Annotated in this window: 10 protein-coding genes; 5 read left to right on the plus strand and 5 right to left on the minus strand. The window is 40.6% G+C overall.

The features are described 5' to 3' along the window. Window positions 1-107: 107 nt before the first annotated feature. The 5 genes from AC6CHI_RS14680 (at window position 108) to galE (ending at window position 7505) form a co-directional block, all read left to right on the plus strand. A complete protein-coding gene (locus AC6CHI_RS14680; RefSeq protein ID WP_498122165.1) occupies window positions 108-1169 on the plus strand; it encodes a GNAT family N-acetyltransferase in 1062 nt (353 codons plus the stop codon). Next, window positions 1162-1764, plus strand: coding sequence for a GNAT family N-acetyltransferase (locus tag AC6CHI_RS14685; RefSeq protein ID WP_498122167.1), 603 nt, complete (start codon window positions 1162-1164; stop codon window positions 1762-1764). The genes AC6CHI_RS14680 and AC6CHI_RS14685 overlap by 8 nt, the downstream gene beginning before the upstream one ends. A gap of 9 nt (window positions 1765-1773) precedes the next feature. After that, on the plus strand, window positions 1774-2958 hold the full coding sequence (locus AC6CHI_RS14690; protein WP_498122169.1) for a DegT/DnrJ/EryC1/StrS family aminotransferase: 1185 nt from the start codon (window positions 1774-1776) through the stop codon (window positions 2956-2958). Between the two features lie 1552 nt (window positions 2959-4510). After that, a complete protein-coding gene (locus AC6CHI_RS14695) occupies window positions 4511-6385 on the plus strand; it encodes a polysaccharide biosynthesis protein (RefSeq protein ID WP_498122171.1) in 1875 nt (624 codons plus the stop codon). 97 nt (window positions 6386-6482) lie between these two features. Next, window positions 6483-7505 (plus strand): UDP-glucose 4-epimerase GalE, encoded by a 1023-nt coding sequence (gene galE / locus AC6CHI_RS14700; protein ID WP_498122173.1) that lies wholly within the window; start codon window positions 6483-6485, stop codon window positions 7503-7505. Between the two features lie 45 nt (window positions 7506-7550). Here the strand turns inward: galE and AC6CHI_RS14705 are convergent, their stop codons facing one another. From AC6CHI_RS14705 to thiL, 5 genes are read right to left on the minus strand one after another with little or no spacing between them, the layout of a single operon-like run. Then, window positions 7551-8921: a phosphohexomutase domain-containing protein gene (locus AC6CHI_RS14705; RefSeq protein ID WP_498122174.1), complete on the minus strand. Its 1371-nt coding sequence runs from the start codon at window positions 8919-8921 to the stop codon at window positions 7551-7553. A 55-nt stretch (window positions 8922-8976) separates the two neighbouring features. Beyond that, window positions 8977-10815, minus strand: a complete 1839-nt coding sequence (gene glmS, locus AC6CHI_RS14710) for a glutamine--fructose-6-phosphate transaminase (isomerizing) (RefSeq protein WP_498122176.1) — start codon at window positions 10813-10815, stop codon at window positions 8977-8979. 12 nt (window positions 10816-10827) lie between these two features. Then, on the minus strand, window positions 10828-12192 hold the full coding sequence (gene glmU / locus AC6CHI_RS14715) for a bifunctional UDP-N-acetylglucosamine diphosphorylase/glucosamine-1-phosphate N-acetyltransferase GlmU (RefSeq protein WP_498122178.1): 1365 nt from the start codon (window positions 12190-12192) through the stop codon (window positions 10828-10830). 19 nt (window positions 12193-12211) lie between these two features. Beyond that, on the minus strand, window positions 12212-12760 hold the full coding sequence (locus AC6CHI_RS14720; protein WP_498122179.1) for a phosphatidylglycerophosphatase A family protein: 549 nt from the start codon (window positions 12758-12760) through the stop codon (window positions 12212-12214). Beyond that, window positions 12711-13628 carry a thiamine-phosphate kinase gene (gene thiL, locus AC6CHI_RS14725; protein WP_498122181.1) on the minus strand — a complete coding sequence of 306 codons (918 nt, stop codon included), beginning with the start codon at window positions 13626-13628 and terminating at the stop codon, window positions 12711-12713. The genes AC6CHI_RS14720 and thiL overlap by 50 nt, the downstream gene beginning before the upstream one ends. Between the last annotated feature and the right edge of the window lie 2 nt (window positions 13629-13630).

Below are 13630 nucleotides of genomic sequence, written 5' to 3' on the forward strand. Positions count from 1 at the left end.
AAATAATTTTGATATATATCATTAAGTCAGGTTTTTAAAATTTCATCCATAATAGTAGAAGGCAGTGAGGGTGAAAGGTTAATTTCTAATTTTGAGGTTAACATAAAATGATAAAAATAGATTCTAAGGTGAAATGCTCTTTAATTGATATAAATGATCAATGGGATGTTGTAGTAAAGAAGTTTAATTTTGATATCTATCATTTAAGTGGCTGGCTAAAATCTTCAGTACTTATTGATGGTGGTCAGGCGAAAGGGCTAATTATTCAGTCAGAGAATAGTGAATTACTTTTTCCTTTAATTATCAGAAAAATAGATGATATATTTTGGGATGCAACCTCTCCATATGGTTATAGTGGTCCATTAGGAGATAGTGTATTAACTTATCAAGAGATTGATCAGTTATTAAAACATGCAATTCATTTTTTAAAAGAGCAGAATTGTGTTTCTTGGTTTATTCGATTACATCCAATATTAAATATCGGATGGAAGAGTACATTTGGTATTATTGTTGAGCATGGACCAACATTATCTTCAGATTTGAGTAAAACAGAAGAGGAACATTGGGCTGAAACTCAACATAGACATCAACGCGGCATTAAAAAAGCGTTAAAGTATTCTCTATATACAAAGATTGAAGAATTCAATGAAAATAATGCTTTGATTTTTTCTAAAATTTATACTGAAACTATGAAGCATTTAAATGCTTCAGATTTTTATTTTTTTGATGATTTATATTTTATACAGTTGGCAAAAAATCTAAAAGGAAGAATTCTATTAATTACAGCCTATCATATGGAAAATCCAATTGCTGCTTCAATTTATACCTATTGTAAAGAAAGCGGAATTATTCAATATTATTTAGGTGGTACTCTAGATGCTTATCGAAATTTACAACCTGCTAAGCTGATTACACACATCGCAAGAGCTTGGGGTCGTGAAAATAAATATTCCATCTTGCATCTTGGCGGAGGCCTAGGAGCATCTCTGGATTCATTATATGAATATAAAAAAGGATTCAGTTCGAATGAGCATTTATTTAAAACACATCGTATTGTCGTGAACTCTGATATTTATATCAAATTATCAAATAAAAATGGCAGGGTTGGACAGCTAACAGAATACTTCCCGCTTTATCGGGAACCAAATGGGAAATCTTCTCATGATTAAATCTAAAAATGTGTCTCTTAGACCAATTGAGTTACACGATGATATTTTATTGCAAAAATTGATGAATGATCCTTTTGTGGCTGGAAATGTAGCTGGATGGTCATTTCCTGTATCTGTTTTTTCCCAAAATAATTGGATTCAGTCAAATGCAGATGGTTCAACTTATCGCTTAATTATTGTAGATAATGAAACGAATGAAGCTGTTGGTGTCACTGGATTGTGGGCTATTGATTGGCATAATCAGTCAGCTAATATGCCAATAAAAATCTTACCTGAAAAAGGTAAAAAGGGCTTTGGTACAGAAGTCATTATGTTAACCATGGCGTGGGCCTTTTACAATGTCGGACTCAGACGTTTATATGGTCCAGTTTTAGACTTCAATGGGCCCAGTATGGGGGCTTATGTTAAAAAATGTGGTTGGAAAGTTGAAGGTCGACAACGTGAAGCGATTTTCCGTAAGGGAGAATGGCATGATGTATACGATATAGCAATTCTGAAGCATGAATTTGATGCTCTACCTAATGTTGCTGAGTTTATTCATGCGGTATGTCCTGTAGATACCACACCGAATATCAATTTCCAAGATTACCTTTAGAGCAAAAAGATGCTAAATACTTCATTTGAACCATGGCCAAGCTTCACAGAAGCAGAAGCAGATGCTGTAAAAGATCTGCTGCTTTCAAATAAAGTGAACTATTGGACTGGACAAGAATGTAGAGAGTTTGAGAAAGAATTTGCGCAATTTACCCAAACCCAATATGCCGTAGCATTAGCCAATGGTACGGTAGCACTTGATGTTGCTTTAAAAGCTTTAAATATTGGTGCTGGTGATGATGTAATTGTTACCTCCAGAACATTTCTTGCATCTGCCAGCTGTATTGTTACAGCGGGTGCTAATCCTATTTTTGCTGATGTTGAGCTAGATTCTCAGAATATTTCTCGAAAGACCATTGAAGCAGTATTAACCCCAAATACCAAAGCGATTATTTGCGTACATTTAGCGGGTTGGATGTGTGATATGGATCCAATCATGCAGTTGGCGGAAGAAAAAGGTCTCTTTGTCATAGAAGATTGTGCACAAGCGCATGGTGCACAATATAAAGGAAAATCAGCGGGTTCAATTGGTCATATTGGGGCATGGTCGTTCTGTCAGGACAAAATTATGAGCACGGGGGGTGAAGGGGGGATGGTCACTACCAATGATGAAAACTTATGGAAAAAAATGTGGTCCTATAAAGACCATGGTAAAAACTATGACAGCATTTACCATAAACAACACCCACCTGGTTTTCATTGGGTACATGACTCTTTTGGAACCAATTGGCGCATGATGGAAATGCAGGCCGTGCTCGGGCGCATGCAACTGAAACAAATGCCAATATGGACAAAAAAGCGTACACAGAATGCGCAGCGTATATTGGCTGTATTTCAAAATAGTCGTTATTTCTCGGTAAATTATCCAAACCAAGATTATGTACATGCCTACTATAAGTGTTATGTGCAGGTGAATAATCAACAATTACCGGCAGGTTGGTCACGTGACCGTATTATGAATGAAATTACTGCGCAAGGTGTACCATGTTTTATTGGTTCTTGTTCAGAAGTTTATTTAGAACAAGCATTTGAAGGTACTCCTTGGAGACCCAAAACACGCTTAGTGAATGCTCAACAATTAGGTGAAACCAGTTTAATGTTTTTGGTACACCCGACCTTAACAGAAGATAGTCTGGCAAAAACTGTGAATGCTATTCGGCAGGTTTTACAGAGGATGAATGCAATAAAAAATTAAACCAATTAAGGTGATCCTAGACAAAATATCGGATAAATAGCCCTTTTAAAAAATAATGGAATGTTAATTTTAGGGATATAGCTGGCTATCTTGGGCAGTATGACTGTTCCAGTTATGCATATCGATTCAAATCATCGTTTGCTTATAACGCAAATTTTATGGGATCGCCTATTTGAGTTATTCAGTTACGACTATTTGGACAGTAAATATTGCCTCTATTTGAATTAAAGAAGGCGAGTTGTATTTATTTGTATTAGAGAATTAATTTAGGCATCGTATTCGTGGTTGGAAAATTAGCTCACACATAAACTAGCACTTGATATGTGATGCATTTTATTATGCAATGGTTCGCTTGGAAACTCTATCAGGTGTAATGCTTATGCGCTTGTGAAGCTGTGCTTTTTAGGCTCGCGATACTGTATTGTGATGTTAGAGTAGTGTTGCAGATAAATAATGAAATTAAAATAATATTTAGGCGAATAGACTGCAGGGATAATGTAGTAATGGAACGCTTCTTTCATACATCCATCAAAATTCATGTGGTTCACGGCAGTCTATTTTCTACTTAAAAATGAGCCAATCAGGTTTATTTTAAATATCTTGAGATTTACTACAATCGAATCAGACAGCACTCTGCAAATAGCCGGTGGAGTTTGATAGCTTTTCAATAAAAATATTTGAAGTATTTAGAGAGATTATCTTTTGAGAATACTCTCTAAGGTCAATGTTATTTTTATTGGGATTAACCCATACATATGGACAATATATTATCGAAATATTCTGATGGTTTGTTGGATATAAATAGGGAAATAACTTTACAGCCGATTTCTGCAAATAATTTAATTTTTCTTAATGAGTCGTGGCAAAAAATTGCTCGTTCGTCCGCGTAAGACTTCCAGTTTAAATGCATCAGAGCCTCACAAGACTAGCCATGCCTAAAATTGATTGATTTAGGATTTACGTCCAGATAATTTTTGCTTTCAGCATTTAAGGCTGTTTTGGTCAGCTGTTTAATCCGAGACGTCAGAGCAAAAGTTTTGCTCGTGAGTGGTTGTTTTTACTGTAATTGTTTTTAAATTTGTTTAGAACTCAAAGTTATTATTTGTCATAAGATGTTATTAAAAATTTATTAAATTATTGAAACTATGATATTTTTTGATATAAGTCTCAATATAAGTAAAAAACAATATTAATTTATCAAATTTTACCAGTTTTTGGGGATTTATAGACCTTTGTGGTGATTCTATAGTGGTGCTATGTCATTCGTTTGCTTGATCTAGAAGGTTTGCTTAGAGACTTAACGTGTGCTTGGTAAATGCTCAATATCTAAGTGAAGCAAATTTAATGTTCTTGGTACATCTATGTTATGAGAAGAGAGTTTTGTAAAAACCGTGAATGTAATTAAGAAGATTGTGCAGGCGATTGATGCAATAAAAAGTTAATCCATATAAGGACAATATGGTGTCCTCATAAGGCTATCCCACTTAAACATGCATTTTTATTGACATAAAAATGGCGATAAAGATGCAATCCTGTAAAGGGGATCATCATTGTGAGAAATATAATTCATCAATTTGCTGCACAGCCAAGATTATATAAGCAACTTTTCCTAAGCTTTTTAGATTTATTGGCTTTCCCTGTAATTTTATGGTTGTGCTATGTGATTCGGTTATTTGATTTTCAAACTCCAATTATTTCAAGTGCAGCGTATGGCATTCTCTTAGTCAGTTTCATTGCAGTTTTGAGTTTAATGATCACAGGCGTTTATCGTTTTATTGTTCATACTTTTGAAGAAATCCTGATCTTGAAGTTAGCACTTGCTGTTGCTATCACGATGATCGCTTTATATGTACTGCGTACAAGTACAGCAACATTTGTTCCGATGTCTGTCCCATTTATATTCGGATTTATGATGTTTACATGGGTTTGGTTGAGTCGGGTATATATTCGTTTTCTAGTTAGAGCCTCATATTGTGCTGAAATTGGCAGTAAAAGAGTTGCAATTTATGGTGCAGGTGCAGCTGGTCAGCAAATTGAGGCGGCACTTAAATGTTCAGGCCAGTATCTACCTGTATTCTTTATTGATGATGATCCATCCTTGCAAGGAAGAATTATTGGCAGTATACCTGTTTATCCAGTTGATCAAGCATTACAACGCTTGAAGAAAGATAGAATCGACGAAATTTTATTGGCACTTCCTTCAGTGGGGCGTGTAAGAAAAGCAGAGATTATTCATGAGCTTGAGCCTTGTAGTTTAAAAATTACGGCACTACCGGGTTTGACCCAGTTGGTTCATGGTGAAATTACAGTTTCAGATATTCAGGAAGTGGATATTATTGATTTGTTAGGGCGTGATCCTATTCCCCCGATTTCGCATTTATTGACCAAAAATATTGAAAATAAAGTTGTGATGGTGACAGGTGCTGGTGGGTCTATTGGATCTGAATTATGTCGTCAAATTGTTAAGAATAAGCCGAAAGCGCTAGTGCTTTATGAACTGAACGAATTCGCACTGTATAACATTGATCAAGAATTACACTCGAGCTGTGATGTGACCATCATTCCCGTTTTGGGTTCTGTGCGGAATCAAGCCAAATTAGAGTACGAGATTGAACAGTATGGTGTTCAAACGGTTTACCATGCAGCGGCATACAAGCATGTGCCTCTAGTTGAATGTAATCCGCTTGCTGGATTGAAAAATAATGCGATTGGTACGGCATGTAGTCTCAATGCGGCAGTAAAAAAAGGGGTAGAAACATTTGTATTAATTTCGACAGATAAAGCAGTTCGACCCACCAATGTGATGGGGGCTTCGAAGCGGCTGGCAGAGTTATATTGTCAAGCTGTTGCTACAATACAGAAAAATATACATATCAGTATTGTTCGATTCGGTAACGTTTTAGGGTCTTCAGGTTCAGTCGTCCCTTTATTTAAACAGCAAATTGCCAATGGGGGTCCCATCACGGTGACTCATCCAGAGGTGACTCGTTACTTTATGACCATTCCTGAAGCCTCACAATTGGTGATTCAGGCAGGAGCACTTGGGCAAGGTGGAGATGTCTTCTTATTGGATATGGGGGAACCTGTATGCATTCAGAATTTGGCACGACAAATGATTAAACTAAGTGGTTTTACTGTGCGAGAAACTGGGTCGTTGAGTGGTGATATTGAAATCATCTATAGCGGCTTACGTCCAGGAGAGAAACTGTATGAGGAACTGTTGATTGACCAAGAGAATACAGAGTATACAGAGCATGCGCGGATTCGCCGTTCTTTTGAAAAAGATTATCCTTTACAAGAAATACAAATAGTATTTGATAGAATCAATCAAATGGATGCAGCAAAGCCAGATATTGATTGGCTGTTGACTCAACTTGAGCATTATGTCGATGGGTATAAACGGGGTAATCAAGTTATAATTAACTAAATTATAGTGATTCGCTTGATGAGTATAATATCCGTAGTACAGAGTTCATTTGATAGCTTTATTTAAGGCTTACTGAAAGTTTTGCAAGGAAAAAAATATGGCTAAAATTTTAGTCACAGGTGGCGCAGGTTACATTGGCTCACATACCTGTGTTGAGTTATTAACTGCTGGCCATGATGTTGTAGTGTTAGATAATCTCTCGAATAGTTCAGTAGAATCTTTGGCTCGAGTACAAGCACTGACAGGAAAATCTCTTGATTTTATTGAAGGGGATATTCGAGATGGTGAAACACTAGATCGTCTTTTTTCACAGCATACGATTGATGCCGTAATTCATTTCGCTGGTTTGAAAGCGGTCGGTGAAAGTCAGCAGATTCCGTTGACTTATTTTGATAATAACATTGCAGGTAGTCTAAATTTAGTCAAAGCTATGGAACGCGCTGGCGTCTTTAAGCTGGTATTTAGTTCCTCTGCGACCGTCTATGATGAAGCGAATGTTTCTCCGTTGAATGAAGAGATGCCGACGGGCATGCCATCGAATAATTACGGTTATACCAAACTGATTGTTGAGCAGATGCTACAAAAGTTAAGTGTAGCAGATGCACGGTGGTCGATTGCATTGCTGCGTTATTTTAATCCGGTAGGCGCGCATAAAAGTGGTCGAATTGGTGAAGATCCTCAAGGCATTCCCAATAATTTGATGCCTTATGTAACACAGGTGGCCGTAGGGCGTCGTGAAAAATTATCCATTTTTGGACAGGATTACGATACCGTTGATGGTACTGGGGTACGAGATTATATTCATGTGGTGGATTTAGCCAATGCACATCTGTGTGCCTTAAATAATCGTTTATCCGCGACAGGCTGTCGTGCTTGGAATATTGGTACGGGGCAGGGTGCATCTGTCTTACAGATTAAAAATACCTTTGAACAGGTTAATGGTATTGCAATTGCTTATGAGTTTGCACCGCGACGTGAGGGAGATGTAGCAACCTCATTTGCAGATAATACTCGAGCCGTGACTGAGCTCAATTGGCAGCCGCAATATGGGCTTCAGGATATGCTCGCGGATAGCTGGAACTGGCAGAAGCAAAATCCGCAAGGCTATGCAAAAGATTAATGCATCGTTTTGATTTAAAAAGGGAGCTAAGGCTCCCTTTTTATTTTAGTTTTGAATTAACTGAGTTAACTCATGCACATAAGTTTGCATCGGCTTTGGATTCTGATCCAAGCGGCTTTCAATATTCAGGCGTAACAGTGGCTCAGTATTGGATGCACGGACATTTAAACGCCAAGCGCCAAAGTCCAAGCTAACACCATCGGTACGATCGACTTGCGGATTTTGATCAGCATAATGATCAAAGATCTTTTGGACCGTAGCTTGAGTATCTGCGACTTTAAAATTGATTTCACCACTACAAGGGAATTTAGTGATCATATCCTCAACCAGGCTAGATAAAGATTGCTGTGTTTCCGATAACACGCTCAAAGCCAGTAACCATGGGATCATGCCACTATCACAGTAAGCGAAGTCACGGAAATAGTGATGCGCACTCATTTCCCCACCATAAACCGCATTATGCTCGCGCATGACATCTTTAATGAAAGCATGACCTGATTTAGACTGTACGGTAATCCCTTGATATTGATTAACAATATCTAAAGTATTCCAGACCAAACGCGGATCATGCACAATTTTTTCATTAGCTTGCTTTAATAGAAAGGCTTGTGCCAGTAAGCCGACAATATAATAACCTTCAATAAACTGGCCTTTTTCATCAAACAGGAAACAGCGGTCAAAATCACCATCCCATGCAATGCCCATATCTGCCTGATGTTGCAGTACCGCATTGCGTGTACTGTCCCGATTTTCAATTAAAATTGGGTTAGGGATACCGTTCGGGAATGTCCCATCGGCTTCATGATGAATTTTAATGAACTCAACTGGAATATTCAGTTGCTTAAATTGCGCTTCCAAAGCATCAATCACATGACCGGCAGCGCCATTGCCTGCATTGACCACCAATTTCAGTGGGCGAATTTTTTCTGGAGTGATATAGGTTAATAAGTGTTGAACAAACTCAGGCAAAATATTGTACGGTTGCACGCTTCCTTTTTGCTCAACAGCTTGAAACTCACCAGATTCCGCCAATGCTTGAATGTCTTTTAGACCCGTATCAGCACTGATGGGGCGGGCATTCTCGCGCACCAGTTTCATGCCGTTATAGTCAATCGGATTATGACTGGCGGTAATCTCAATGCCGCCTTGAACATCAAGATGAAAGGCACCGAAATAGACTTCTTCTGTTCCAGTCATGCCTAAATCTAGTACATTCACGCTTGCATCGGTCAGTCCTTGAATGGTGGCTTGTTTCAAACCTTCGCTGCTGAGACGCATATCGCAGCCAATCACCACGGTTTTAGGTTGGTAGATTTGACCATAGGCTCGGCCAATCTTATAAGCAATTTCTTCGTTTAATTCGGTGCCAAGTTTGCCTCGAATATCGTAGGCTTTAAAACAGGTCAGGCGTGTCATATTATTCAACTCATGCTTGTTTTATTAAAAAGGCTCGATTGACGAGCCTTTTGTTTTATTCAACAGTTACACTTTTGGCCAAGTTTCGCGGTTGGTCGACATCGGTGCCACGTAATACTGCGACATGATAAGACAGTAACTGTACCGGAACGCTATACACGATTGGTGCTAAAGTCGAAATGATGCTTGGTACACTGACCACATGTTGACGTTCTTTGCTTTGAATGCCGCTGTGTTCATCAGCAAACACAAACAGTTCGCCACCACGCGCTTGGACTTCTTCCATATTGGATTTGAGTTTATCCAGCATGTCATCCTGAGGAGCAAGAATCACCACAGGCATGTCATTATCCACCAGTGCCAATGGGCCATGCTTGAGTTCGCCAGCAGCATAGCCTTCTGCATGAATATAAGAAATTTCCTTTAACTTCAGTGCGCCTTCCAATGCGATCGGGAAGTGTGTGCCACGACCGAGGAATAAGCAGTGCTGCTTTTCTACAAACAACTCAGATAAACGTAAAATGGCTTGGTTATTTTGCAAGGTATCCAAAATAACTTTTGGCAAATGCCAAAGTTCTGCTGCAATGCTTTGAATCTGATGGTCAGAAATGGTTTGCTTGATTTGCCCGATTTTTAAAATTAGCAACATAAGTGCTGCCAATTGCGTCGTAAAGGCTTTGGTAGAAGCCACTCCAATTTCTGGTCCTGCCAACGTGAGTAGGCTATGACTGGTTTCACGGATCATGGATGACGTTGCGACATTACAAATGGCCATGGTCACAATGTTGATGTTCTTGTGAGCTGCACGCTTTTGCGTATCACGTAGTGCGGCTAATGTATCGGCAGTTTCACCTGATTGAGAAATACACAAGTAAAGGGTGTTATTCACAATTACAGGGCTGCGATAACGGAACTCGCTGGCGATTTCGACCTGACAAGGCACATCAATCAGTTGTTCAAACCAGTATTTCGCAATCATGCCCGCATGATAGCTGGTACCACACGCTAGAATTTGCACTTGCTGGATGTTGGCAAAATCCGCTTCAGCATGTTGCAGGAAATCGGCACGTAAAGCATTGCCATCCAGAGCTTGAGAAATGGTTTGTTGTAATGCTTCAGGTTGCTCGTAAATTTCTTTGAGCATGTAATGCTTGAATTCGCCTTTAGACGCATTGCTGACGGTAGCATCGAGTTCTTTGACTGGACGCTGTACCAATTGCCCATTTACAAACACTTCAATTTTGTCACGGGTCAAACGTGCGATATCACCCTCTTCGAGGTAGATAAAGCGATTGGTAATTGGTAATAAAGCCAATTGGTCCGAGCTAATAAAGTTTTCGCCAATGCCAACACCAATCACCAGAGGTGAGCCTTCACGTACCGTAATTAACTCATTCGGATAGTCGGTATGAATAATCCCAAGAGCATACGCACCTTTGAGTTGCGGCACCACGCTTTGTACCGCTTCTAATAAACTTGAGGTTGATTTCAAGGCATCATGTACCAGATGCGCCACTACTTCGGTATCGGTTTGTGAAGTAAACACATAACCCAATGCCTCAAGATCATCTTTGAGTTCTTGATAGTTTTCAATAATGCCGTTATGCACCACAGCAACATCGCCAGATACATGCGGATGCGCATTATTTTCAGTGGGTTTACCATGAGTCGCCCAACGGGTATGCGCAATCCCGAGTTTGCCAAAGATTTGCGATTCATTGACCGCTTGTTCAAGATTGGCGACTTTACCGACACGACGTTCACGAAGAATTTGGTCATGATTAACCAGTGCTAAACCTGCTGAGTCATAGCCACGGTATTCTAGGCGTTTGAGACCTTCAATGAGAATATTGGTAATACTACGTTCTGCAACGCCACCGACAATACCACACATAGGACGATCCTCTTATTTCTTCAATTTTTGTGGACGTTGAAAATTTTCTTTGATCAGTTGTTGAGAGCGCTCAACAGCTAAGCAGTGATCTTCGACATCGCGGGTAATCACGGAACCGGCACCAACGGTTGCACCATTGCCAATCCGGACAGGGGCAACCAGCGAGCTGTTGGAACCAATAAATGCAGCATCACCAATGATGGTCTTGAATTTGTTGGCCCCATCATAGTTGCAGGTAATGGTTCCAGCACCAATGTTTGAACCTGCACCGATTTCGGCATCGCCCAAATAGGTGAAATGGTTGGCTTTGGAGCCTAGACCGACACTGGAGTTTTTCACTTCAACAAAGTTGCCAATATGCACTTCATTGGCAAGTTTTGCGCCTGGACGTAAGCGTGCAAAAGGTCCAATTTGAGTATCTTCACCCACGATGGCTTGATCGAACAAACTATACGGTTGGACTTTGGTGCCTGCGGCAATTGTGGTGTTTTTAATCACACAGCCGGCACCAATTTCTACGTTGTCACCGAATTCGCAATCCCCTTCAATAATCACATTGATGTCGATACGGACATCTTGTCCGGCTTTGAGGGTACCACGCAAATCAAATCGGCTCGGATCGATTAGGTGTACACCTTGTTGCATCAATTGTTTAGCTTGAAACTGTTGATATTGACGTTCAAGTGCAGCGAGTTGCATGCGGTCATTGACGCCTTCAACCTCAAATGCCTGCTCAGGTTGTACAGAAGCCACTTCAAGTCCATCCGCCAGTGCCATCGCAACAATATCCGTCAAATAATATTCGCCTTGCGCGTTATTATTGTTGAGCTGAGGCAACCATTGATGCAATTTAGCATTGCTGACACAGTAAATTCCCGTATTGATTTCTTGAATCTGGCGCTGTTGCTCGTTGGCATCTTTGTGCTCAACAATCGCCTGAATTTGTCCATCTTTACGGACAATGCGACCATAGCCTGATGCATCATCGAGGGTTAGGGTAACCAGACCAATGCCTGTTCCACGTGAAGCCTCAAGGAGTTTTTGTAAGGTATTCGGTGTAATACAAGGCACATCACCAGATAAAATCAAGGAGATGCCTTGTTGCGGTAAAACCGGTAAAGTCATTTGTACAGCATGTCCGGTACCGAGTTGTTCAGCCTGTTCAACCCATTGTACCTGTTCATGCTTAAAACCTTGTTGAACCTGTTCACCGCCATGCCCATAGATGGTAATGATATGTTCTGCGTGTAATTGTTTGGCGGTTTCAATCACGTGGCCAAGTAAGGGACGTCCTGCTAGGGGTTGTAAGACTTTGGGTAGCTGGGAACGCATACGAGTCCCTTTACCTGCAGCAAGAATAATAACTGTTGTTGACATGAAGAATCCTAGTTTTGTTTTAAACCACGATGAACGTAAAATACAGATAAAGACACAATCCAGCCCAAAGCCCTGCAATAATGTCATCCAGCATGATGCCAAAGCCACCATGTACCTGGCGATCAATCACCCGGATTGGCCAAGGCTTCCACACATCAAACAGACGAAACAGCAAGAAACCAATCAGTGCCCAGAGCATGGTCATGTGTTCAAAATAGATCAATGGCAATAAGCTAATCGATTGTCCTGCGAATTCATCCCAAACAATGCGCCCATCGTCATGTACGCCCATGACTTTGGCGGTTTGGCCACAGATATAGATGCCGAGCAGTGACATCAGAATGATGGCGTATATGGAGTTGAGAAAGCCTAAATTCAACCATAAGGGAATAAACAGCAGAGCAAAGGCAGAACCAAAGGTACCGGGTGCTTTGGGTAATAAACCTGAGCCAAAACCGACACCGCAAAATACGATACAGCGGTTCGACCAAGACATGCGGTTAAACTGAATTGGAGGTTTATGCAAAGTGTTGATACCCTTGAAATTGAAGCGGATGATCTTTGCCATCTTTTTCAAATGTAAGCCCAGTTGAATTTGTAATTGTTCCAATCACCGTAATTTTTACATCTAATTGTTGTTGCAAAAGCTGTTGGTAATTTTGCGGGCTTATTGTAAAGCATAACTCATAGTCATCGCCACCTGCCAATGCGTATTGCCATTGTTGTGCCTGTGTTAACTGTTGCACATGACGATCAACGGGTAATTGCTCTAATTGTACCCGTGCTCCGACATGGGAGGCTTGCAGGATATGTCCAAGATCTTGTGCCAGACCATCGGAGACATCAATCATGGCGGAGGCGAGCCCTTTGAGCTGTTGCCCGAGTTGGCAGCGTGGGGTCGGATAGTCTAAGCGTTGCTTTAAGGGATGCTGCGGATGCTGTAAACCAAATGCAGCATCTCCGACTTGACCACTGACACAGATATAGTCACCTACTTGTGCACCAGAGCGTTTTACCGCGTGTCCCGTATCCACCCAACCGAGAGCAGTCACAGAAATGGTGAGATGAGGGCTTTGTGTGGTGTCGCCGCCAATTAAGCTCACGCCAAATTGATCACAGCAGTCATATAGACCTTGGCTAAAGTCTTTTAGCCAGTCATGATCGATTTGGGGTAGGCTCAAGGCCAATAAAATACTGTGCGGTTTTGCCGCCATGGCAGCAATATCAGAAAGATTGACTGCTACGGATTTCCAGCCAATGGCATGGGCTGGCGTATCGAGCGGGAAATGTCTTCCTGCAATGAGGGTATCGGTGCAGATCACCAATTGTTGCTGGGGAGGGGGGGTAAGTACGGCTGAGTCATCTCCGACGCCCAAGTCGACGGAAGCATGCTTCTGTCGATTAAAATAGGTCTCAATGATTGAAAACTCAGCCATAT

It is taken from the genome of Acinetobacter sp. GQ146, assembly GCF_059758585.1.